This is a genomic window from Xanthomonas sp. LMG 12460, from assembly GCF_009192895.1.
GTDB classification, from domain to species: Bacteria; Pseudomonadota; Gammaproteobacteria; order Xanthomonadales; family Xanthomonadaceae; genus Xanthomonas_A; species Xanthomonas_A sontii.
This window is the reverse complement of record NZ_NKUH01000066.1, coordinates 13638-36782: the sequence shown is the minus strand read 5'-3', so window position 1 is coordinate 36782 and position 23145 is coordinate 13638. Positions and strand designations below refer to the sequence as shown.

At 68.7% G+C, this 23145-nt stretch carries 19 protein-coding genes; 8 read left to right on the top strand and 11 right to left on the bottom strand.

Annotated elements, in window-relative coordinates:
- Positions 1 to 293 precede the first annotated feature (293 nt).
- On the top strand, positions 294 to 1382 hold the full coding sequence (locus tag CEK66_RS13940; protein WP_226977771.1) for a carotenoid 1,2-hydratase: 1089 nt from the start codon (positions 294 to 296) through the stop codon (positions 1380 to 1382).
- A 111-nt stretch (positions 1383 to 1493) separates the two neighbouring features.
- On the top strand, positions 1494 to 2537 hold the full coding sequence (locus tag CEK66_RS13935) for a lipocalin-like domain-containing protein (protein ID WP_152237305.1): 1044 nt from the start codon (positions 1494 to 1496) through the stop codon (positions 2535 to 2537).
- Positions 2538 to 3028: 491 nt separating this feature from the next.
- On the opposite strand, the gene CEK66_RS13930 is transcribed toward CEK66_RS13935, so the two are convergent.
- The gene (locus CEK66_RS13930; protein ID WP_152237304.1) at positions 3029 to 4552 is read right to left on the bottom strand and encodes a YifB family Mg chelatase-like AAA ATPase; all 1524 of its coding nucleotides are present in this window, start codon (positions 4550 to 4552) and stop codon (positions 3029 to 3031) included.
- Positions 4553 to 4565: 13 nt separating this feature from the next.
- Entirely contained in the window at positions 4566 to 4835 is a 270-nt protein-coding gene (locus tag CEK66_RS13925; RefSeq protein ID WP_152237303.1) for an accessory factor UbiK family protein, read from the bottom strand.
- 175 nt (positions 4836 to 5010) lie between these two features.
- On the opposite strand from CEK66_RS13925, the gene CEK66_RS13920 reads away from it, so the two are divergent.
- Positions 5011 to 5349: a P-II family nitrogen regulator gene (locus CEK66_RS13920; protein WP_010341856.1), complete on the top strand. Its 339-nt coding sequence runs from the start codon at positions 5011 to 5013 to the stop codon at positions 5347 to 5349.
- A 160-nt stretch (positions 5350 to 5509) separates the two neighbouring features.
- Here CEK66_RS13920 and CEK66_RS13915 read toward each other — a convergent pair whose 3' ends face one another.
- Together CEK66_RS13915 and speE are read right to left on the bottom strand one after the other, a co-directional pair.
- Complete coding sequence (locus CEK66_RS13915; RefSeq protein ID WP_152237302.1) at positions 5510 to 6241, bottom strand: hypothetical protein; 732 nt, start codon at positions 6239 to 6241, stop codon at positions 5510 to 5512.
- A 248-nt stretch (positions 6242 to 6489) separates the two neighbouring features.
- The gene (gene speE, locus CEK66_RS13910) at positions 6490 to 7341 is read right to left on the bottom strand and encodes a polyamine aminopropyltransferase (RefSeq protein ID WP_017916998.1); all 852 of its coding nucleotides are present in this window, start codon (positions 7339 to 7341) and stop codon (positions 6490 to 6492) included.
- A 413-nt stretch (positions 7342 to 7754) separates the two neighbouring features.
- Between speE and speA the strand changes: the two genes are divergently transcribed.
- Both speA and CEK66_RS13900 read left to right on the top strand, forming a co-directional pair.
- On the top strand, positions 7755 to 9644 hold the full coding sequence (gene speA, locus CEK66_RS13905) for an arginine decarboxylase (protein ID WP_152237301.1): 1890 nt from the start codon (positions 7755 to 7757) through the stop codon (positions 9642 to 9644).
- Positions 9645 to 9848: 204 nt separating this feature from the next.
- Positions 9849 to 10964: an acyltransferase gene (locus CEK66_RS13900; protein ID WP_152237300.1), complete on the top strand. Its 1116-nt coding sequence runs from the start codon at positions 9849 to 9851 to the stop codon at positions 10962 to 10964.
- A 150-nt stretch (positions 10965 to 11114) separates the two neighbouring features.
- Here CEK66_RS13900 and CEK66_RS13895 read toward each other — a convergent pair whose 3' ends face one another.
- A complete protein-coding gene (locus tag CEK66_RS13895) occupies positions 11115 to 12023 on the bottom strand; it encodes a LysR substrate-binding domain-containing protein (RefSeq protein WP_152237299.1) in 909 nt (302 codons plus the stop codon).
- 101 nt (positions 12024 to 12124) lie between these two features.
- Here CEK66_RS13895 and CEK66_RS13890 point away from each other — a divergent pair, with 101 nt between their 5' ends.
- The 3 genes from CEK66_RS13890 to CEK66_RS13880 are packed head-to-tail and all read left to right on the top strand — an operon-like array spanning position 12125 to position 13424.
- The gene (locus CEK66_RS13890) at positions 12125 to 12475 is read left to right on the top strand and encodes a carboxymuconolactone decarboxylase family protein (RefSeq protein WP_152237298.1); all 351 of its coding nucleotides are present in this window, start codon (positions 12125 to 12127) and stop codon (positions 12473 to 12475) included.
- Positions 12475 to 12873, top strand: a complete 399-nt coding sequence (locus CEK66_RS13885) for a tautomerase family protein (RefSeq protein WP_152237297.1) — start codon at positions 12475 to 12477, stop codon at positions 12871 to 12873. The genes CEK66_RS13890 and CEK66_RS13885 overlap by 1 nt, the downstream gene beginning before the upstream one ends.
- Entirely contained in the window at positions 12870 to 13424 is a 555-nt protein-coding gene (locus CEK66_RS13880; protein ID WP_152237296.1) for a DUF4865 family protein, read from the top strand. Before CEK66_RS13885 ends, CEK66_RS13880 begins: the two co-directional genes overlap by 4 nt.
- A gap of 17 nt (positions 13425 to 13441) precedes the next feature.
- On the opposite strand, the gene CEK66_RS13875 is transcribed toward CEK66_RS13880, so the two are convergent.
- The 6 genes from CEK66_RS13875 to argS all read right to left on the bottom strand — a co-directional run bounded on the left by CEK66_RS13875 (position 13442) and on the right by argS (position 23048).
- The gene (locus CEK66_RS13875) at positions 13442 to 14449 is read right to left on the bottom strand and encodes a pyridoxamine 5'-phosphate oxidase family protein (RefSeq protein ID WP_152237295.1); all 1008 of its coding nucleotides are present in this window, start codon (positions 14447 to 14449) and stop codon (positions 13442 to 13444) included.
- Between the two features lie 322 nt (positions 14450 to 14771).
- Positions 14772 to 16832, bottom strand: coding sequence for a TonB-dependent receptor (locus tag CEK66_RS13870; RefSeq protein WP_152237294.1), 2061 nt, complete (start codon positions 16830 to 16832; stop codon positions 14772 to 14774).
- A 241-nt stretch (positions 16833 to 17073) separates the two neighbouring features.
- Positions 17074 to 19125 carry a TonB-dependent receptor gene (locus CEK66_RS13865; RefSeq protein ID WP_152237293.1) on the bottom strand — a complete coding sequence of 684 codons (2052 nt, stop codon included), beginning with the start codon at positions 19123 to 19125 and terminating at the stop codon, positions 17074 to 17076.
- Positions 19126 to 19376: 251 nt separating this feature from the next.
- Complete coding sequence (locus CEK66_RS13860) at positions 19377 to 20132, bottom strand: SDR family NAD(P)-dependent oxidoreductase (protein WP_010341843.1); 756 nt, start codon at positions 20130 to 20132, stop codon at positions 19377 to 19379.
- Between the two features lie 378 nt (positions 20133 to 20510).
- On the bottom strand, positions 20511 to 21344 hold the full coding sequence (locus CEK66_RS13855) for an SPOR domain-containing protein (protein WP_152181185.1): 834 nt from the start codon (positions 21342 to 21344) through the stop codon (positions 20511 to 20513).
- Positions 21345 to 21359: 15 nt separating this feature from the next.
- Positions 21360 to 23048 carry an arginine--tRNA ligase gene (gene argS, locus CEK66_RS13850; RefSeq protein ID WP_017907880.1) on the bottom strand — a complete coding sequence of 563 codons (1689 nt, stop codon included), beginning with the start codon at positions 23046 to 23048 and terminating at the stop codon, positions 21360 to 21362.
- Positions 23049 to 23145 lie beyond the last annotated feature (97 nt).

The window sequence follows — 23145 nt, the reverse complement described above, 5'->3', positions numbered from 1 at the left end:
GCGGAAAATAAGTATGGGGAAATTTTCTGCGATTTGCGCATCGTCTGCGGTGATTGTCGGAAATTGGTTATAAATCCCGCTGCCGCCGACGCCGATTGAGCGTCATGCGCTGTCATGATGAGACCTGCGTTGCAGGATTGAAAAATTTAAAATTGAATCATTGACAGCCACAACGGCGGCAATAGATTTGAATCGAACGCGACATCGCTGCACTGCACAAAACGTCATCGCGTTCCACGCAAGCCCGACAGCTGCAGTCGGTACTCACTTAATGCTACTCAGGGGATTCCGTCATGAAAATGATTCGGATGCACGAACTCGTGCATGCCTTCGCGATCGCCGCTCTCGCGTTTCCCGCGACGCTGCTTGCGCCCGCCGCGTCCGCGCAGGCGATCGGGACATTTCCACCCATCGAAACAAGCATCTCGCTCCCACACGACGAAGCGTCGCATCGCCAGCCGGCCGAATGGTGGTACATGACCGGTTTTCTGGACGGCACCGATCCATCTGGGGGAAAACACTCATACGCGTATGAAATGGTGGTATTTCAGATCGTTGGTGTCGCCAATACCGCACCGATCTACGACGCGCATTTCGCGATCTCGGATCTGGATCGCGGCGATTTCCGTTTCAAGAAGCAGGTGGTGACCGGGCCGTTCACCACGTCGACGGATCGTTTCGATCTGGACGTCGCCGGCTTCCAGATGGGCGGTTCGATGGGCAGTTATTATGCCAAGGCCGCGCCTGTCGATCTGGATTATGCCATCGACCTCAGTACCCAGGCGCTGCAGAAACCGACCTTGAACGGAACCAATGGCGTGGAAACCTATGGCGGATTCATCTCGCCGTATTATTCCTTCAACGTCAATGCAACCAGCGGCACCGTCTGGGATCACGGCGTGCCGGTCAAGGTCACCGGCACTTCCTGGTACGACCACGAATGGGCCAACGGCATCCCGGGCGACGCCAACAGCGGGTGGACCTGGTTCGGCGTGTCGTTGGACGACAACAGCCAATACAACATCAGTTTCTTCATGAAGGGCGACGGTACGGTCGATCAGGCGCTCGCCGTCAAGACCGCCGAAGGTCACTACACCCCGCTCGATCCCAGTGCGCTCAAGCTCGAACGGATCGGCAGCTGGACGAGCCCCAACACCGGCTACACCTATCCGGCGCAATGGAAGGTCACCTTGCCGGACGGCGCGATCACGATCACGCCGACGCTGCAGAACGCCGAGCTGTATGCGCCGGCCACGCAGAAGTTCTATTTCGAGGGTCCTGCCAAGGTGGTCGGCACGGTGGCGGGGAAATCGATCACCGGCAGGGCATTCGCCGAAATGAACCCGTGGGGCGTGGATTGGGGGATGCGCGTCCTGCCGTGAAGTGCCCAGTCGCATCCAATCAGTACGACATCCATCATCATCTTGCAGGGGATCACAATGCGTCTGTCAACAAAAACGTTTAGCCGCTTCCGCGGCTGGCTCGCTGCTGCCATGGTCATCGCGTGCGGCTTCTCGTCCGCACCCGTGGCTGCGCAGGTGTTCGAAGAACCCACGCCGGTGCAATTGCCGCGCGACGAGGGTCCGCACCACAGTCAGTTGGAATGGTGGTATTTCGTCGGCCATCTGTATGGCGTGGACCCCAGCGGCGCCAAGCGCGAATTCGGCTACGAGGTCACCGTGTTCCAGTTGTGGCCGATCGGGTCCGGGCCTGCCACCTATTCCTGGCACTTCGCGGTCACCGACGTGAACAACAAGCTGCACAAGGTGGAGGAGCGCGTCGTCACCGATCAGATTCCCGATCAGAAGGGCTCTTTCAACTTCGCCAACAACGGCTGGTCGATCAGCGGGTCGCAGCAGAATTACGCGATCAAGGGCGCACTGAGCGATGGGCGCTTCGCCATCGACCTCAAGACCAGCAGCGACATGCCGTTCGTGCTGCATAACGGCAACGGCGTGGTGGACTACCGTCCCATCGCCAAGACCTCGGCGTACTACTCTTCCACGGCGCTGGACACCGAAGGCACGGTCTACGACAACGGCGTGCCGATCAAGATCATCGGTACCTCGTGGCAGGACCGGCAGTGGTTCGTGAAAGGCATGGCCTCCGACGAGAACGGCTCCTTCTTCGGCGGCGGCTGGAACTGGTTCGCCATCCAGATGGATAACGACACCCAGTACATGCTGTATTACCTTCAGGACCCCAACACTGGCGCCATTACCAACAAGTACGGCACGCGCGTGTCCAAGGGCGTGGCGACCCCCGTCTCCGGCGACCAGATGGATCTGCAACGGCTGGCGACCTGGACGAGTCCGAACTCCGGTTACACCTACGAGTCCAAGTGGAACGTGATCCTGCCGGAAGGCAACCTGCTCATCACGCCGCTGGTCGACGACCAGGAGATGCTCTGGACCGGGCACCGCACGTATTGGGAAGGCGCTTCGCAAGTGGTCGGCACGCTCAACGGCGCTGCCGTGACCGGCCGCAGCTACGTCGAAGTCAATCCGTGGCGACAGCCGTACACGTCGCTGCCCTGAACGAGGCGGCGTATCGCAGCAACCTTGTTCCAGGCGGAGATAGTCGCCTGGAACAACGGTGTGTGTGACGTGGGCAGCGGTGGTGCACGGCGCGGCGACCGCCGCGCCGATTGGCCCGAGGAGGCCGCCGCCGCCTCGCGGTTGGGCGGGATAGGCGCAGCGTCGCGCCAGGGGGCACGCGCGCCATCCCGCAGGAGCGCGGTGCCCGCCGCGTTCCTGCGGGAGGGTTCGCCGGCTGCGGATTGGTCGGGTCGTTTGTAGAAGCGGCGTCAGCCGCGACAGGCTTCGCCGGGAAGGCCCCGTCGCGGCTGAAGCCGCTCCTGCAAACTACTTCCCGTCGTTATTGGCGGTTCCCCGAAGCCGCACCCACACGACAGGCCACCGTCCTGCGGCTCAAGCTCGCAGAGGAGTGAGTGCGTCGGAGGTGGTGCGGGCGGCGCTCCAACATGGCCCGCATCCGTTCGATCCACAGACCAGCGGTGGCGGCGGTCCTAGGCGCTACGCGCCACCGGGGCCGGTTCGCCGCGATCCAGTTGCCGGTAGGCGATGGCCTCGGTCAGGTGCGCGGTGGCGATGGCGTCGCTGGCGTCCAGGTCGGCGATGGTGCGCGCCACGCGCAGGATACGGTGCAGCGAGCGCGCCGACAGCCGCAGGCGCTCGATCGCGTGTTCCAGCAACGCTTCATCGTGCGGCTGCAGCCGGCAGTCGCGCAGGGTCTCGCTGTGGCCGAGCTGGCCGTTGGGCCGGCCGGCGCGGCGCTGTTGCCGTTGCCGCGCCTGTTCGACGCGGGCGCGCACCGTGGCGCTGGCTTCGCCGGGCGGGGCATCGGCGCGCAGCGCCTGTGGCGGGAGCCGCGGCACTTCCACGTGCAGGTCGATGCGGTCCAGCAGTGGCCCGGAGATACGCGCGCGATAGCGCCGCACTGCGTCCTCGCTGCAGCGGCAGCGGCCGCTGGGGTCGCCGGCCCAGCCGCAGGGGCAGGGATTCATCGCCGCCACCAACTGGAAGCGCGCGGGAAACTCGGCGCTGCGCGCGGCGCGCGACACCGTCACCTGGCCCGACTCCAGCGGTTCGCGCAGCACTTCCAGTGCATGCCGGTTCCATTCGGGTAGTTCGTCCAGGAACAGCACGCCATGATGCGACAGCGAGATTTCGCCGGGGCGCGGATGGCTGCCGCCACCGACCAGCGATACCGCGCTGGCGGTGTGGTGCGGTGCGCGGTAGGGGCGTTGCCGCCAGCGCGCCGGATCCACGCCGCGGCCGCTGACCGAGGCGATGGCCGCGCTCTCCAGTGCCTCGGTTTCGCTGGCCGCGGGCAGGATCCCGGGCAGGCGCGAGGCCAGCAGGGTCTTGCCGCAGCCGGGGCTGCCGATCAGCAGCAGGTGGTGGTGCCCGGCCGCGGCGATTTCCAGGGCACGCCGCGCCTGCGCCTGGCCGCGCACGTCGCTCAGGTCGGGAAAGGGTGCGGCGACCGCGGACGGCGCCGTTGCCGCCGGTAGGGCCTTGCTGCCGTTGAGCAGCGCGCAGACCTCCAGCAGCGTGCGTGCGGTGAAGGCCTGTACGTGTTGCGCCAGCGCGGCCTCGGCGCCGTTGTCGGCCGGGACGATCAGCGTGCGTCCGGCCTGGGCGGCAGCCAGCGCGGCCGGCAGGACGCCGTCGACCGGACGCAGTTCGCCGGTCAAGGCCAGTTCGCCGAGGAATTCGTACTGGCCCAGCACCTGCGGGTCGAGCTGGCCGGCGGCGGCGAGGATGCCCAGCGCGATCGGCAGGTCGAAGCGGCCGCCCTCCTTGGGCAGGTCGGCCGGGGCCAGGTTGACGGTGATCCGCCGTGCCGGGAATTCGTACTGCGCGCAGAGCAGGGCGGCGCGGACGCGATCGCGCGACTCGCGCACCGCCGCCTCGGGCAGGCCGACGATCTGCGTGGCCGGCAGGCCGCCGGACAGATGGACTTCGACCCGAACCGGAGGCGCAAGCACCCCCGCGCGGGCACGGCTGTGCACCAGCGCCAGGCTCATGGTGGCGGGTGGATCAGGCGTTGGGGCTGGGAGTCTGTCCGCTGCGCGCCGCTTCCAGCGCGGCGACGCTGCGCTCCAGCGCTTCGAGCTTCTCGCGGGTGCGCAGCAGCACCGCACGCTGCACTTCGAACTCCTCGCGGGTGACCAGGTCGAGCTTGCCGAGCCCGGCCTGCAGCGCGCTCTTGAAGGTGCTCTGCAGTTCGTCGCGGGATTGGCGCAGACCCGGCGGCACCAGGTCGCTGAGGCGGCGGGCGAGGTCGTCGAGATGGTTGAGGTCGATCATGGCTGTCTCCGGCAGGTGGCGTCAGATTGCGGCACCCGGCAGGTCGGGGCCATCGGGATCGGACGCGGCGCGCTGTCGGAAAATTCCGGCGTTGGGGGCGCGCGGCCATTGAACCCGACGGCCGCCGATCGCGCAACCGCGCTATCCTGAGGCCATTGTGATTGGAGAATGCCGCATGAAGATGATCATGGCCGTGATCAAGCCGTTCAAGCTCGACGACGTGCGCGAAGCGCTCGCCGCACAGGGCGTGGCCGGCATCACCGTCACCGAGGTCAAGGGTTTCGGCCGGCAGAAGGGCCACACCGAGCTGTACCGCGGCGCCGAGTACGTGGTCGACTTCCTCCCCAAGGTGAAGCTGGAAGTGGCGGTCAGCGAGGACCAGGTCGAGCGCGTGGTCGAGGCCATCGTCAAGGCCGCCGCCACCGGCAAGATCGGCGACGGCAAGGTGTTCGTCTACGACCTGGGCACGGTGGTGCGGATCCGCACCGGCGAACTGGACGCGGACGCGCTGTAACGCAGTCAGCGCGCCTGCATCGCCGTGGCATGGATGGTGTCGTGTAAGGAGCGGCTTCAGCCGCGATGGGCGTTCCCGATAAAACCTGTCGCGGCTGAAGCCGCTCCTACAGGTATGGCGGGCCCGCCGGATGGGCCGCCACGCTGCGCCAGGCGCCGACTCAGACGCCGCCGTAGCCGCGGCCGAGGGTGAGCCAGAACGTCGCGACCACCACCACCGTCACGGCGATCGTCGTGCGGCTGGATGGTAGTGGGAGTGGCGCGCGCGACCGGCGCGACAGCGCAACGACCACCAGGCCGATAGGTGCCAACAGGCCTTCCTGCGCCGCCTCGCGCAGTGCCGGCAGCACCGGCCCGGCATGGAACAGCACGCTCACGCAGGCCACCGTGCCGGCAGTGGCGTAGGCCGCCAGCATTGGCCTGCCTTTCGGCAGCCACGGGGCGATGGCGCGCAGCACCTGTAGATACAGCCAGGCACCGGCCAGTCCCATCCCCAGCCGCCAGGCCCAGGCAGGCCGCAGGGCGAGATCGCGCAGGACGAAGGCGAGGTCCCCGTCATTGGTGACCGCGGAGAACAGCAGGTAGCCGGCGCCCCACAGTCCGTTGAAGGCGGCGATCAGCGCGAGCGCCAGGCGCGGCGTGTCCGCGCGACGGCGGCGTGCCGCCAGGATGCACACTGCGGCCACGCATAGATTCGCCAGCGGGCCGGCGGCATCGACGAAGGGGCGCCCAGGCTGGCAGCGGAAGTACACCGACGTGAGCCAGCGGACGGTGCCGCCGCTGCCCAGGCAGGCCAGGCCATGGCCCACCGCTTCGTGGGCGACGCAGGCGACGACGAAGCCGATCGCGGCCAGCGCGCACAGGGTCCACGGCGACGTCGTCTGGGAGCGCATGGAAGGCTCGCGGTGTGTGCGATGGAGGCCGGCGCATCGTCGCACGCGCCGGCCATGGTGTGCGGCATCGTTTGGCGCCTACAGCGCGCGATCGCGGCAACCGGCGAGGCGATGCCATGCGCGATGCAGCGCGCCTGTCGATTCGGATGCGCACGCGTTGGGGGCCGGCTTTACCGAGGGCCCCGACAGCGCCGGCGCTCCGCGGCATCGGCGCACGTCAGGCGCCGATGCCGATGGAGGACGGCGCCTTAGCCGCCCAGCGCCTCGGCCACGAACGGCGGCAGCACCTGGGTGCCGGTGTGCAGGTGCGCGCTGTAGTAGCGGGTGGCGAACGGCTTGGCCGCGGCGTCGTCCTGGCGGAAGTCGAAGCCGCCCTGCTTGCGCGCCATGGTCACGCTCCACCAGCCGGTCGGGTAGCACGGCTGCGGGAACGGCACGGTGTGGAAGCTGGCGAAGCCGGCCTTGCCCATTTCCGCGCGCATTTCCTTGATCAGGTCCAGCAGCGCCAGCGGCGACTCGGATTGCTGCACCAGGATGCCGTCGTCCTTCAGCGCCTTGAAGCAGCTCTCGTAGAAGGCCTTGTTGAACAGGCCTTCGGCCGGGCCGACCGGGTCGGTGGAGTCGACGATGACGATGTCCACGCTGCCGGCCGGGCAGTTGGCCATGTAGGCCACGCCGTCGTCGAACAGCAGCTCGGCGCGCGGGTCGTTGTTGGAGTCGCACAGTTCCGGGAAGTACTTCTCGGCCATGCGCGTGACCTGCTCGTCGATGTCGCACTGGGTGGCGCTTTCCACGCCCGGGTGCTTGAGCACTTCGCGCAGGGTGCCGCAGTCGCCGCCGCCGATGATCACCACGCGCTTGGGCGCGGCGTGGGTGAACAGCGCCGGATGGCTGATCATCTCGTGGTAGAAGAAGTTGTCGCGTGTGGTCAGCATCACCGCGCCGTCGATCACCATCAGCTTGCCCCAGTCGGTGGTGTCGTAGATCTCGATCTTCTGGAACGGCGACTGCACCTCGTCCAGCTTGCCGGTGATGCGGTAGCCGATGGCCGAGCCGGTGGGCTGGAAGTGTTCGATGTACCAGTTGTCGTTGGCGCTCATGGAATGTCCTAGGAAAGCAAAAAGAATGCAGCGTTTCCTTCTCCCACCGGGAGAAGGTGGCGCGAAGCGCCGGATGAGGGTCGGGCGCAGCCTCATGCAGCCAGGTCACACGAGGCTGTTACCACACCTCCCCGGATGAGGGTCGGGCGCAGCCTCGTGCAGCCAAGCCACGCGATGCTGTCACCCACTCTCTCCGGATGAGGGCCGGACACAGCCACGTGCAGCCGAGCTACCCGATGCTGTCGCCGCACCCTCCGGACGCGGCCCCGCGCACTCAAGCCACGCCAGGTGCCCGCGAACCCGGCCCGGCTCCACCAGGAGCCGAGGGCGTCGGAACGGCGCGGATTGTAACGGACCCCACGCGTAGCAGGGGTTACAATCCACGCCCTTTTTCCCTCAGCCGAGCCGCCACGATGAGCGATTGGTCCCTCGACCAAGCCCGCAAGACCTACTCGATCCCGCACTGGGCCGACGGGTACTTCGACGTGGACGCGGCCGGCCGGGTGGTGGTGCGGCCGCAGGGCGCCGACGGCGTGGCGATCGCGCTGCCGGAGGTGGTGGACGCCGCGCGTGCGGCCGGGGCCAAGCTGCCGATGCTGGTGCGCTTCCCGGACATCCTCGGCGAGCGCCTGGGCAAGCTGCAGGCCGCCTTCGCCCAGGCCCAGGCCGACTGGGACTACACCGGCGGCTACACCGCCGTGTACCCGATCAAGGTCAACCAGCACCGCGGCGTGGCCGGCACCCTGGCCAGCCACCAGGGCGAGGGCTTCGGCCTGGAGGCGGGCAGCAAGCCGGAGCTGATGGCGGTGCTGGCGCTGTCGCGTCCGGGCGGGCTGATCGTCTGCAACGGCTACAAGGACCGCGAGTACATCCGTCTGGCGCTGATCGGGCGCAAGCTCGGGCTGCAGACCTTCATCGTCATCGAGAAGCCGTCGGAGCTGAAGCTGGTGCTGGAGGAGGCGCGCGCGCTGGACGTGAAGCCGGGCCTGGGCGTGCGCATGCGCCTGGCCTCGCTGGGCGCGGGCAAGTGGCAGAACAGCGGTGGCGACAAGGCCAAGTTCGGGCTGTCGCCGCGGCAGGTGCTGGACCTGTGGAAGACCCTGCGCGACACCGAATACGCCGACGCGCTGAACCTGCTGCACTTCCACATGGGGTCGCAGATCTCCAACGTGCGCGACATCGCCAACGGCATGCGCGAGGCTACCCGCTACTTCGTCGAGCTGTCCAAGCTGGGCGCGAAGATCAGCCACGTCGACGTCGGCGGCGGCCTGGGCATCGACTACGAAGGCACCCGCTCGCGCAGCTATTGCTCGATCAACTACGGCCTGCACTCCTACGCCAGCAACATCGTGCAGCCGCTGGCCAGCGCCTGCGAAGAGCACGGCCTGGCGCCGCCGCGCATCGTCACCGAGTGCGGGCGCGCGATGACCGCGCACCACGCCGTGCTGATCGCCAACGTGTCCGAGGTGGAACAGGCGCCGGAAGGCCGCGTGCCCGACGCGCACGACGACGAACCGGCGGCGATCCGCCACCTGCGCGAGATCCATGCCGAACTGGACCAGCGCCCGGCGGTGGAACTGTTCCAGGAGGCGCAGCATTTCCATGCCGAAGGCCTCAGCGGCTACGCCCTGGGCCAGATCGACCTGACCCATCGCGCGCGCATCGACGACCTGTTCTACGCCATCGCCCACGGCGTGCGGGCGCGGCTGAGCCATGAGGAAAAGAGCCACCGTCCGGTGCTGGACGAGCTCAACGAGCGCCTGGTCGACAAGTACTTCGTCAACTTCAGCGTGTTCGAATCGATTCCCGACGTGTGGGCGATCGATCAGGTGTTCCCGATCGTGCCGATCGAGCGCCTGAACGAGGCGCCGGCGCGGCGCGGCGTGGTCTGCGACATGACCTGCGATTCCGACGGCATGGTCAAGACCTACGTCGAGAACGAAAGCCTGGACAGCTCGCTGCCGCTGCACGCGCTGCGCCCGGGCGAAAGCTACCGCATCGGCTTCTTCCTGGTCGGCGCCTACCAGGAGATCCTGGGCGACATCCACAACCTGTTCGGCGACACCGACGCGGTGGAAGTGGCGGTGGATGGCGACGGCTACCGCATCGCCCAGCAGCGCCGCGGCGATACCACCGACGTGATGCTGGACTACGTCGGCTACCGCCTGGACGACCTGCGCGCCGCCTACGCCGAACGCGTCGCCGCCGCGCAGTTGTCGGCCGCGCAGGCCACGGAACTGGCCGACGCGCTCGAGGCCGGCCTGACCGGCTACACCTACCTGTCGGACGAACCGCTGGGCTGACAGCGCGCGACCCACGCAAGCCCCTCTCCCCCCGGGAGAGGGGTTGGGGTGAGGGTACGCCCGTGCACGCAATCTTGGGGTTGGCTGCCTGGCGCCGCTGCTTGCATCTTCCAGGCGCGATCGCTTGGGCGTCGATAGACGGCTGCTGCCGCAACCGGCGATGCAACCAGTAAGCTGCACGCTTTCCGCTGCCACCTGCGTGCGATGCGCTATCCCGGCCTCGACCTGCTGCGCGCCACCGCCATCGTCTGGGTGATGTTGTTCCACTCCTTCGTGGTCGGTGGGCTCGGCCCGGATTGGGAGTGGCTGTCGCGCTATGGCTGGATGGGCGTGGATCTGTTCTTCGTGCTCAGCGGCTTTTTGATCGGGGGCCAGGTGCTGGCGCCGCTGGCCCGCGGCGAGCGGCTGCGCTACGGCGAGTTCTACCGGCGCCGCGCCTACCGCATCCTGCCGGCGTATGCAGTGGTGCTGGCGTTGTACCTGGCATGGCCCGGCTTCCGCGAAACGCCCGGGATCGCGCCGTGGTGGCTGTTCGCCAGTTTCACCCTCAACCTGGGCATCGACTACGCCAACCAGCAGGCGTTCTCGCATGCGTGGTCGCTGTGCGTGGAAGAGCACTTCTACCTGGTGTTTCCGCTGCTGGCGGCGTGGATGCTGCGGCGGCCATCGGCGCCGCGTTTCGTGGCGCTGTGCGTGGCCGTGGTGCTGGCCGGCATCGCCCTGCGCAGTGCGATCTGGGTGCACGACAGCGCGCTGGATCGCATCGGTGCCGGGCTGCAGCGCAACTGGTTCATCGAGGATCTCTACTACCCGACCTGGAACCGCCTGGACGGCCTGCTGGCGGGGGTGGCGCTGGCGGTGCTGAAGACCTTCCGGCCGCAGCACTGGCAGCGGCTGCAGCGTAACGCCAGCGTCGTGGCGCTTGCCGGCATCGTGGTCTGTGCGCTGGCGATGTGGTTGTTCCGCGACCGCACCGGCCTGCTCGGCAATGCCATCGGCTGGCCGGTGCTGTCGTTGGGACTGGCGCTGCTGGTCGGCGCCGGCGCCTCCACCCAGGGATGGCTGGGGCGCTGCCGGGTGCCGGGCGCGGCCTGGCTGGCCGCGGTGTCCTACAGCCTGTACCTGAGCCACAAGGCGGCGTTCCATCTGACCCAGGCGTGGTTCGGCGCGCTGCTGGACGGGCGTGGACCGCTCGCCTTCGCCGGCTATGCCGGCATGGCGCTGCTGTTCGCGGCTGTCCTGCACTACGCGGTGGAGCGGCCGTTCCTGCGCCTGCGCGAGCGGCGCAGCGCCGCGGCTGTCGCGACCGCGCATGGTTGAACGCACGGTTTCCGATCCGTGCGGCACGTCCCGGTGAAGAGCGATGGCAATCCTTCAAGATCGTGACCAGCGGCGGCGCCACATGCTCGCCGGCGTCCTGATCGCCAGGAGGATGTCCTGCAAGGGCGGCAGGTAAGCGCGCGGGACGTCTCAGCCATCCCCGACCAGCGCTGCATGCGCCGCCTGCAGGCGCTGTTGCAGGATCTCCGCCAGCCGCGCCACCGCCGGCGGCGGCACGGCGGCCGCGCGATGCAGGCTCAGCCCTAGCGCCGGCAACGCGGGCAGGCCGCCGGCGCCGGGCGGGAGCAGGGCCAGTCCGGCCGGCACCCCGGCGGGGGTGCGCAGGGTGATGCCCAATCCGGCGCGGACCGCCGCCCATACGCCGCCGAGGCTGGCGCTGGTGAAGGCGATGCGCCATGGGATGCCGGCGCGGTCCAGTGCGGTGGTCGCGGCCGTGCGCAGCAGGCAGGGGGCTTCCAGCATCACCAATGGCAATGGCGCCGCGCCGCTCCAGTCGGCCACGTCCGGCGCGCTGCGGCCGCCTGCGGCGATCCAGCGCAGCGGCCACGCCGCTTGCGCCTGCCGATGCGCCGAGGCCGCGCCGGAGTCCCAGGCCAGGGCCAGATCCAGTTGCCCGGCCTCCACCCGCGCCAGCAGCTCCTGGTGGCGGGCGATGCGCGCTTCGATCCGCACCTGCGGGTGGGCGCGGGCGAAACGCCCGAGCACGTCCGGCAGCATGTACTCGCCGAAGTCCTCCTGCAGCCCCAGCCGCACCCAGCCCTGCAGTGCCGTGTCCTGCAGGGCCACGACCGCCTCGTCGTTGAGCTCGAGCAGCCGCCGCGCGTAGCCCAGCAAGGCTTCGCCGGCCTCGGTCAGGGCCAGGCCGCGGCCCTGGCGGCGCAGCACTGGCTGCCCGGCCTGCTCCTCCAGCTTCTTCAGCTGTGCGCTGATCGCCGAGGTGGAGCGCCCGCGGCGCTCGGCCGCCTTGGCGAAGCTGCCCAACTCCACGCCGGCGACGAAGCTGCGCAGCGCGTCGAGGTCGAAGGTGGTGGGGCGCATCGGTCGATCCTGATTTACCGGACGGTCGTTTCGATATTTTCCGATTTTTCGAAAGGTTGTGCGCGACTAGGCTGTGCCCGTTCCCCCTGCGAGACCTTCCGATGTCCGGCCCATCCACGCCGTTTCCTTCCCCGCAGGCCGCGTTCGGCGACATCGCGCCGGCCTTCGCCCGCCTCACCGACGAGGTGCTGTTCGCCGAGGTGTGGCAGCGCCCTGGGCTGTCGCCGCGCGAGCGCAGCCTGGTCACGGTGGCGGCACTGGTAGCCCTGTCGCGACTGGAGCAGTTGCCGCTGCACCTGGCGCGCGCACTGGACAACGGTCTGGACCGCGACACCCTGGCCGAGGCCATCACCCACCTGGCGTTCTACGCCGGCTGGCCGTGTGCGGCGTCCGCGCTGCCGTTGCTGCGCACCGCTGCCGCGGCGCGGCCGTCCATGACGGAGCCGCGCTGATGCCGTACGCCCGTATCTCGCTGCTGCGCGGTCATCCGCCTGCCTACCTGCGCGCGCTGTCGGCCAGCCTTTACCAGGCCATGCACGACGCCTTCGAGGTGCCGGCCGGCGACTGCTTCCAGGTCATCCATCAGCACGACCCGGACGAACTGGTGTTCGACCGCCATTACCTGGGCGGGCCGCGCTCGGATCGTTTCGTGCTGATCGCCATCACCGCCGGCCGCGAACGCAGCGCTGCCTGCAAGCAGGCGTTCTATCGGCGCCTGGTCGCGCTGCTGGCGATCGCGCCTGGAATTCCGCCGGAGGACGTGATGGTCACCATCGTCACCACCGCGGCGCAGGACTGGTCGTTCGGCGGCGGCCGCGCCGGCATCACGGCCCGCGGAGTGCCGGCATGATCGCCATGCAATACAGCATCGCGTTGCCGGCGGACTACGACATGGCCGTCATCCGCCGCCGCATCGCCGACAAAGGCCCGTTGCTCGACACGCTGCCGGGGCTGCAGTTCAAGGCCTACCTGGTCGCCGATCGCAGCGATCCGCTGCTGCCCGGCCGGCAGAACCTGTATGCGCCGTTCTATCTGTGGCGCGATGCGGCGGCGATGCACGCGTTCCTCGCCGGCCCCGCGTTCGCCGCGCTGTGCGAGGCCTTCGGACGCCCGACCGTGCAGGCGTGGATGGTCGGCACGGCGTGGACGTCCGCGGCGCTGCGCTCGGCGCGCTACGCCACCCGCGCGCTTCCGGCGCCATCGCCTGCCTGCGGAAACGACACCGACGACATGGACGTGCCTGACGAACGCGTGCTGGCTACGGTGTGCGGCTACGAACCGCAGGGATGGACGCGGCTGCGTTTTCACCTGTGGCGCGATCTGCCGCCGGACGCCGCCGCCGCACACTGCTATGCCGTACACCACCTCAGCGTGCCCGGCGTGACCGACGCCGCCCGGTGATCGGCGGCGTTGGATGCTCAGTACATGTTCTTCTTGTAGTCGGCCTGCAGTCCTTTGCGCACCACGCCGGGCACCGAGACCGCCGCGCGCATCAGCGTGGCCTGGGCGCCGCGCGCGCCGCTGAGCCGGACGTGGTCGCGGAAGATCGTCGGCGGGTCCAGGTCGTGTGCGATGGCGGCGGGCGGCCAACGGTCGAAGCGACCGAGCGCGCGGCTGTGCGTCTCTTCGAGGAGCGCCGGCAGCACCCGCACCGCCAGATGCGGAACGCGTCCATCGACGGCGAGCGCGTTGCGGATCGCCTCGTCGGTGCTGGGGCGGGCGACCCCTTCGATGCGCACGCAGCGTGCGCTGCCGGGGCGCAGTGCCAGCAGCGCGAGTTGCGGCCGCGCCAGCAGATTGCCCAGGCTGTCGACGCGACGATTGCCCGGCCGGTCGGCGAACCACCAGGCGTCGCGGTGGGCTTGCAGCAAGGCCCCGGCGCGATCGCCGCGCGGACTGACATCGACGTGGCCCTCGGCATCGGCGGTGGCCAGGATCAGCAGTCGGCAACTGGCGAGCAATTCTTCCGGCGTCTCCGGCGGCGTGGCGCCGGTCCGTGCCTCCGCGTGCCACCAGTCGGCGCGCAGCAGGGCCTTGGCGCAGTGCAGATAGCATTCCTCGACGGCAACGAACACGCGCGTGCCGTCGTCGCCGGCGATGCGGCCATTGACCCGCAGGGTTTCGCCTAATCCGGGCACCAGGAACAGCGAACCGAAGCCGGCGCCGACGTGCGCGTGGGCGGTGTCCAGTGCCTGCAGCGGGATCGACAGCAGATGCGGCGTATCGCCGCGCGCGAAGCCGGGTGCACCGCTGCCCGCACTCAATGCCAGGCGCTGGCCGGCAAAGCCGGCGAACAGCAAGGGGCTGGCGGCCAGCCAGCGCAGCGCATGCGCGTCCAGGTGGTCGATCACCTTCAGGTCGCGCGGACCGGGCAGGCGGCCCACGCAGTCCTGCAGCTGCATCGCATCGGTGACGAAGTCGGTCATGGCGATGTCTCCCGGAAGCGGAAGACGCCGTGGTCGAGCGAAGCGGGAGAGATCATCGCAAAGCACTCCTGTGAACGAGCGGGAGGCTTGCGCGAAGGCTGGCGACGCCTGGAACCGTACCACAGCGCGGCGGACGCCGCGTCCGGCGGCTTACGGTCGTCCTTGGCCAGGCAACACCGTGATCGGGCACCTCTCATCTCCCCGGGGACGTGTCCCGCAGGAGCGGCTTCAGCCGCGACAGGGGCGTTCCCGGTGAAGCCCGTCGCGGCTGAAGCCGCTCCTGCGCAGCACGCTGTGGCGGATGCAGGTGATGCGAGGTGCCCTACAGCCGCAGTTCGAACCCGAGATAGGCCGAACGCCCAGGCGCTGGCGAGAACATCGCCTGATTGTTGCCACCCCAGAAGAAGCTGTCGTACCAGACGTAGGCGTAGCGAGCGTCGGTGAGGTTCTTGACCTGCAGGTCGAGGCTGGTGCGCGGACCGAGCTGATAGCGCACGCTGGCATCGACCACGCGGAAGCCGCCGTACTTGCCCTGCGCATTGCGCTCGTCGATGTAGTAGTCGCCTTGCGCGCGCGCCTGCACGCCCAAGGTCCAGCGCGCATCGGGCCGGTAGTCGACGCCGGCGTTGCTGATGTAGCGCGGCACCGAGAACACCTCGCGGCCGCGCAGCGATTCGCCCGAGGCGTTGTAGGCGCTGACCACCTTGGCCTCCTGCAGCGCCTGCGACAGCCACAGCGTCCAGTGCTCGCCCAGTTGCGTGCTCAGTTGCAGGTCCACGCCCTGGCGCCGGGTCTGGCCCAGGCCCACGGTGGTGCCGGAGCTGACGTTGTTGGCCACCTCGTCGGTGGCGTCCTGGCGCCAGACCGCCACCCGCGCCTCGGTGCCGGTGGCCGGCTGCAGTTTCAGGCCCAGTTCCTTGCCGGTGTTGATCGACGGCCGCACGCCGGGCTGGCCCGGCGTCAGGTAGGCCGGCGCGGTGGAGCCGGTGAGGATCTGGAAGGTGCGGCCCCAGTTGGCGTACACGCTCAGCTGCGGCGTCAGCGCGTAGATCACGCTGAGCTTGGGCTGGTCGATCCAGCCGTAGCGCTGCAGCGGCGCGTGCACGCCGCCGGGCAGCGTGGTGTCGCCGGAAAAGCGGTCGACGCGGAACGCCGGCACGATCTTCAGCGCGGCGGTCGGCTGCAATACCGCCTGCAGGTACAGGCCGAAGTTGTCGAGCGTGTAGCGGTCGTCGTTCTGCACGCGCGCCGGCGCGCTCCAGAAATCGGTCGGCACCGCGTAGGCATAGCGGTAGCGGCGATAGCGGTTGTTCTGGTGCTCGGCGTTGAGGCCGCCTTCCACGCTCAGCAGGTCGCTGGCCTGCCAGGTGACGGTGCTGAGCAGGCCGGTCTGGGTTTCGTCCCATTGCCGGCGCTGCCGCGGTGCGTTGCCGATCGGGTAGGGGGTGAAGGTGACGCGGCGCTCCTCGTCGTAGCGGTTGACGTACAGCGTGTTGCGCAGCTGCACACCGTCGCCGAGCTTGAAGTCGGCATGCACGCTGGCCTGGCGCAGGGTGCGCTCGCCGCCGTCGTTGGCATTCTGTGGCGGCGACTGGTCGCGGTCGTCGTCCCATTGCGCGGCGGTGAGGAAGCCGGGCGCATCGGCCTTCAGATGGTAGGCGCGGGCGATCAGGCCGATGCGTGCGGTGTCGTCGTCGTCGCCGTAGAACCACTTGCCGCCGAGTGTGTACTTGCGCGCGCTGTCGTGCGCGCGCTCGCCCTGCGTGGCCTGCGCGCCGACGAAATAGTTCTGTGCCAGGCCGCCGGCCTCATGGCCGACGGCGTACTGCAGTGCGCGCGTGGCGAAGCTGCCGTAGCTCAGCCGCAGGTCCTGGTAGTCGCCGCCCTGGCGGGTGGCGATGTTGAGGTTGCCGCCGATGTTGTGCAGGCCGTAGCGCGGGTCGTTGGTGCCGCGCACGACTTCGATGTAGGCGATCTCCAGCGGGAAGATCATGTCGGTGAAGCGTTGATTGCCGCTGTTGGCATCGCTGGGCACGCCATCGATGAGGATCTTGATGCCGTTGAGGTAGCCCTCTCCGTTGAAGGCGCGGAAGGTGGCCTTGCCGGATTCGGCGCCCTGGCGGATCTCGGTGAGCTGCACGCCGGGCATCATGCCCAACAGCTCCCAGCCGTTCATGACCTGCTTGTCGCCGATCTGCTCGCTGCCGAGCACGTCGACCGAACTGAGGATGTTGCGCGTGGACAGCGAGGCGGCGGTCTCGCGCCGCGCCTCCACGGTGCCGAGGGTGGTGGTGGTCTCGGAGGTGAGGGTCTGCGCGGCGGCATGGCCGGCGGCAAGCCCGGCCAGCACGGCCAGGGCAAGGGCAAGGGAGTCGATCTTCATGGGGTCTGCAAGCAAGTGGGGACAGCGGAGAGCTGGCGGCAACGGCGAGGTTGCGGGGCTTGCTTGTTCGGTACGCTGGGCGTACCTCGCTCCGTGAAGGCGATGTTATGCGATTTCGCGGGGAAAATCGCGCGGTTGTCTGCGCCACGCAGGCAACCGCGCCGCAGCACCTGCGTGCCCCGGACGGCGCCGGGGGAGACAGAGGCGCGGCCGCAGCGGACCGCGCCAACGTCGGCGATGGCTACAGGCGCAGTTCGAAGCCGAGATAGGCCGCGCGTCCGGGCGCCGGCGAGAACATCGGCTGGTCGTTGCCGCCCCAGAAGAAGTTGTCGTACCAGACGTAGGCGTAGCGGGCGTCGGTGAGATTCTTGACCTGCAGGTCGAGGCTGGTGCGCGGGCTGAGCTGGTAGCGCACGCTGGCATCGACCACGCGGAAGCCGCCGTACTTGCCCTGGGTATTGCGTTCGTCGATGTAGTAGTCGCCTTGCGCGCGCGCCTGCAGCCCCAGCTTCCAGCGTGCATCGGGCCGGTAGTCGACGCCGGCGTTGCTGATGTAGCGCGGGGTGGAGAACACCTCGCGCCCGCGCAGCGACTCGCCGCTCGCGGTAAAGGCGCTGACCACCTTGGCTTCCTGGATCGCGTGCGACAGCCACAGCGTCCAGCGCTCGCCCAGTTGCGTGCTCAGTTGCAGGTCCACGCCCTGCCGGCGGGTCTGGCCAAGCCCGACCGTGGTACCGGTGCTGGGCATGTTGGCCACTTCGTCGGTGGCATCCTGGCGCCAGACCGCCACGCGCGCCTCGGTGCCGGCGACCGGCTGCAGTTTCAGGCCCAGCTCCTTGCCGGTATTGATCGAGGGCCGGAACGTGCTCTGCCCGGGCGTCAGGTAGGCCGGGGCGGTCGAGCCGGTGAGGATCTGGAAGGTGCGGCCCCAGTTGGCGTACACGCTCAGCTGCGGGGTCAGCGCGTAGATCACGCTGAGCTTGGGCTGTTCGATCCAGCCGTAGCGCTGCAGCGGCGCATGCACGCCGCCGGGCAGCGCGGTCTCGCCGGAGAAGCGGTCGACGCGGAATGCCGGGACGATCTTCAGCGCATCGCTCGGTTGGATCACCGCCTGCAGGTACAGGCCGAGGTTATCCAGGCTGTAGCGGTCGTCGTTCTGCACGCGTGCCGGCGCACGGTCGAAATCGGTCGGCACGCTGTAGGCGTAGCGCGAGCGCCGGTAACGGTTGTCCTGGTGCTCGGCGTTGAAGCCGCCTTCCGCGCTCAGCAGATCGCTGGCCTGCCAGGTGACGGTGCTGAGCAACCCGGTCTGGGTTTCGTCCCATTGCCGACGCTGCCGTGGCGCGTTGCCCAGCGGATAGCGGGTGAAGGTGATCCGCCGGTCGTCCTGGTAACGGTTGAGGTACAGCGTGTTGCGCAATTGCAAGCCGCCGCCGAGCTTGAAGTCGGCGTGCACGCTGGCCTGGCGCATGTCGCGGTCGTCGCCGTCGTTGGCGTTCTTCGGCGGCGACTGGTCGCGGTCCTCGGCCAACTCGGTGGCGGTGAGGAAGCCCGATTCGTCGGCCTCGTGGTGGTAGGCGCGTGCGATCAGGCCGATGCGTGCGGCATCGTCGTCTTCGCCGTAGAACCATTTGCCGCCGAGGGTGTACTTGCGCGAGCTGTCGTGCTGGCGATAGCCATGCGCGGCCTGCGCGCCGACGAAATAGTTCTGCGCCAGGCCATCGGCCTCATGGCCGACGGCGTACTGCAGTTCGCGGGTGGCGAAACTGCCGTAGCTCAGCCGCAGGTCCTGGTAGTCGCCGCCCTGGCGGGTGGCGATGTTGAAGTTGCCGCCGATGTTGTGCAGGCCGTAGCGCGGATCGTTGGTGCCGCGCACCACCTCGATGTAGGCGATCTCCAGCGGGAAGATCATGTCGATGAAGCGTTGGTTGCCGCTGTTGACGTTGCTCGGCACGCCGTCGATCAGCACCTTGATGCCGTTGATGTAGCCCTCGCCGTTGAAAGCGCGGAAGGTGACCTTGCCGGACTCGGCACCCTGCCGGGTTTCGGTGAGCTGCATGCCGGGCATCTGCCCCAGCAACTCCCAGCTGTTCATGACCTGCTTGTCGGCGATCTGCTCGCTGCCGAGCACGTCGACCGAGCTGAGGATGTTGCGCGTGGACAGCGAGGCGGCGCTGTGGCGCCGCGCTTCCACGGTGCCGAGCGTGGTGGTGGTGTCGGGTGTCGTCTGCGCGGCGCCGTCGCCGGCCGCGAGCCCGGCCAGCACGGCGAGGGCATGGGTGTAGGTCTTCATGATGGCTGCGGACAAGGGGAGTGGAGACTGGCGGCAGCGGCTGGGCTGCGGGCGAGCGGGTGGTGCGCGGTCCGACGTACGAACCCGGCCCCGATCAGGTGATGTTATATCATTTCGTTAAGGAGTTGTTGGAATCGCCAGCAGGCCGGCGCGACAAGCGTCCGTCCCGACCGTGCGGCAGAGGGCCTTCGCCGCATGGGCGCGCGAGAGACGGGAGGTGGCGGGGCCGCGCGGAGCGGCCCCGCGGCCGTTCAGGCCGGTTGCCGCGCGACCTGGAAGCCGGCGAAGGACTGCGTCACCGGCATGATTTCCAATCGATTGATGTTCAGATGCGGCGGCAGCGTCGCCACCCAGAAGATCTGTTCGGCGATGTCCTCGGCGGTCATCGGCTGCGCACCCTGGTAGAGCGTGTCCGAGGCCTTCTGGTCGCCATGGGTGCGGACCAGGGTGAACTCGGTCTCGGCCATGCCGGGTTCGATCGCGGTGACGCGCACGCCGGTGCCATGCAGATCCGAGCGCAGGCCCAGCGAGAATTGGCTGACGAAGGCCTTGGTGCCGCCGTAGGTGTTGCCGCCGGGGTAGGGATACAGCGCGGCGACCGAGCTGATGTTGATGATCGCGCCGCGGCGCTGGATCAGCGTCGGCAGCAGGCGATGGGTCAGCGTCACCAGCGCGGTGACGTTGGTGTCGATCATCGTGCGCCAGTCGTCCAGTTGCGCGGCCTGCGCCGGCGCGGTGCCCTGGGCCAGGCCAGCGTTGTTGACCAGCAGGTCGATGCCGCGGAACGCCTCGGGCAGCGCCGCCAGCATCGCGTCCAGCGCGTCGGTGTCGCGGATGTCGAAGGCGGCGATGTGCACGCGCTCGGCGCCGAAGGCGTCCAGCAGCGGCTGCAGGCGCTCGGCGCGGCGGCCGGTGGCGATCACGCGCCAGCCGGCATCGACGAAGCGGCGCACGGCGGCAGCGCCGAAACCGGAGGTGGCGCCGGTGATCAGGGCGGTCTGAGTCATTTGAGGGCCGGGAATGGGGAGTGGGGAATCGGGAATGGTAAAAGCAAAACCCGGTCGCGCGCGTCGACAGCGCGTGTGCCCGCGGGGGAAGTCGGCTTCGATGATTGAGACGGGCCAGCGCGGCGCGACAGCGCGCGGATCCGAAGCGTCTTCAAGCCTCGTCGCGCGGAACGGGACGTGCTCGCGTCCCCATTTCAAATTCCCTGGCGACTAAGTCTTTTACTTAGTCGCCGGCAGCACGCCGTCGTGGAACTGCAACGTCATATCGGGGCCAGCGCGGCCCAATGTCAGCAGCGACATCGCATCCGCGCACGTACAGGTGAAACGGCAAGAAGGCCGCTTCACCCATTCCCCAATCCCGATTCCCCAATCCCGGCTCTACTGAGCCTTGATCGCGATCGCCGACAGCCCGCTGCCATTCAACTTCTGCTTGGCCTCGGCCAGTTCGCTGGCGGTGCCGTAGGGCCCCATGCGCACGCGGTAGACGGTCTTGCCGCTGATCTGCGCCGATTCCACGCGCGCCGACAGGCCCAGCATCGCCAGCTTGGCCTTGGTCGACTCGGCGTCGCCGGAGGCGCCGAACGAGCCGGCCTGCAGGATGTAGCGGGCGTTGTCGGGCGCGGCCGCCGCCGCGGCAGTCGCCGGTGCGGTGGTCGCGGCCGGCGTTGCCGTGGTGGCCGCCGGTTTGGCGGCGGCGGGGGCGCTGGCGGCCGCGCTCGGCGTCTCCGGCAGCGGGGTCGGGTTGGCCGCCGTCGCGGTCGGTGCGGTGGCGACCGCGGCCGGAGTGGTGCCGGTGGCGGCCGTGCCTGCAGCGGCCTGCGCCTTGGCCTGGCGAATGGCCTCGGCGCGCGCGCTGGCGGCCAGTTCGGCGTCGGACATCTGCACTTCCTTGCCGGGCAGCAGGGTGTAGAAGTCGTACTGGGTCTGCGCGTCCTTCTTCGCTTCCGGCTTGGTGCTGCCGGCCGCGTTGGCGGCGGGCTTGGGCAGGTCCGGGGCCGCATCGACGTCGGCATCGGCCACCGGCGCCGGTTGCGCATCCGGATTGGCGCGCGGGCCGCCCACGCGCAGGAAGTCGCCGTCCTTCTTGAACAGCCCTGGCGCGCCGAGGAACACCACCGCGGCGATCGCCGCGCCGGCGATCAGCCACACCCACCCGGGCGTGCCGTTGCCGCTGTTGCGCCGGGCCTGGGTCTTACCGCGTCGTGCTGCCATTTACCGCTTCTCCACTCACATTTTTTCCGGGGCCGAGACGCCCAGGAGATTCAGACCGTTCGCCAGCACCTGCTGCGCCGCCACCGCCAGGGTCAGCTTGGCGTTGCGTTCGCCGGCGTCGTCCACCAGCACCGGGGTGCCGTGGTACCAGGTGTGGAAGGCCGTCGCCAGTTCGCGCAGGTATTGCGCGATCAGATGCGGCTCCAGCGCATGCCCCGCATTCTCCACCACTTCCGGGTAGCGCGAGAGTTCCTGCATCAGTTCCAGCGAGGTCGCGTCGCTGAGCCGGTTCAGTTGCGCCTGGCCATCGGCCTGGTCGTAGTCCAGCTTCTTCTCCTGCGCCTGGCGCAGCAGGCTGCACACCCGGGCATGCGCGTACTGCACGTAGAACACCGGGTTGTCGTTGCTCTGCTGGCGCGCCAGGTCGATGTCGAAGGTGAGCTGGGAATCGGGCTTGCGCGCGATCAGGAACCAGCGCGTGGCGTCGCGGCCGGCTTCCTCGATCAGGTCGCGCAGGGTCAGGTAGCTGCCGGCGCGCTTGGACAGCTTCACTTCCTCGCCGCCGCGCATCACCGTGACCATCTGGTGCAGCACGTACTCCGGCCAACCCTTGGGGATGCCCAGGTCCATCGCCTGCAGGCCGGCACGCACGCGCGCCAGCGAGCCGTGGTGGTCGGCGCCCAGTTCGGTGATGGCGCGCACGTAGCCGCGCTGCCACTTGCTCAGGTGGTAGGCCACGTCCGGCACGAAGTAGGTGTAGCTGCCGTCGGACTTGCGCATCACGCGGTCCTTGTCGTCGCCGAAATCGGTGGATTTCAGCCACAGCGCGCCGCCCTCTTCGTAGGTATGGCCGGAGGTGATCAGCTTCTGCACCGCCTCCTCGACCTTGCCGTCGCGGTACAGCGAGCTTTCCAGGAAGTAGATGTCGAAATCCACGCCGAACGCGGCCAGGTCGTGGTTCTGCTCGTTGCGCAGATAGGCCACGGCGAAGCGGCGGATCGCATCGAGGTCCTGCGGATCCTTGGCGCCGGTGACCACATGGCCTTCCAGGTCGACCGCAGCGCCGGCCATGTAGGCGTCGGCCACGTCCTGGATGTAGTCGCCGCGGTAGCCTTCTTCCGGCCAGTCGGGGCTGTCGGGCGTCTTGCCCAAAGCGCGCGCCTGCACCGAGCGCGCCAGGTTCTCGATCTGGTTGCCGCCGTCGTTGTAGTAGAACTCGCGCTTGGCGTTCCAGCCGTTGGCCTCGAGCAGGCGCGCCAGGCAGTCGCCGATGGCCGCCGCGCGGCCGTGGCCGACGTGCAGCGGCCCGGTCGGGTTGGCCGAGACGTACTCCACACCCACGGTGCGGCCGTTGCCGACCAGGCTGCGGCCGTAGTCCTCGCCTTGCTTGAGCACCGCCAGCACCTCGCGCTGGTAGGCGCCGGGACCGAGATGGAAATTGATGAAGCCGGGGCCGGCGATCTCGACCTTGCTGACGTCGTCGTTGGCCGGCAGCGCGTCCACCAGCTGCTGGGCGAGGGCGCGCGGATTGGTGCGCGCGGCCTTGGCCAGCAGCATCGCCGCGTTGGTGGCGAAGTCGCCGTGCTCGCGGGTCTTGGGCCGCTCGACCACGAAGTCCGGCGGCAGGGTGTCGGCCGGCAGGGTGCCATTGGCGCGCAAGGCTTCGATGCCTTGACCGATCAGGGCGCGGAGTTGGGATTTCACGAGATCTCTGCTTGAAGCGCGGAACCGGCGATTTTACCCGACCCGCCGCCTCCCGGCCCGTCCCGGGTTCAGCCCGACCTCAGCCGCGACGCCGCGA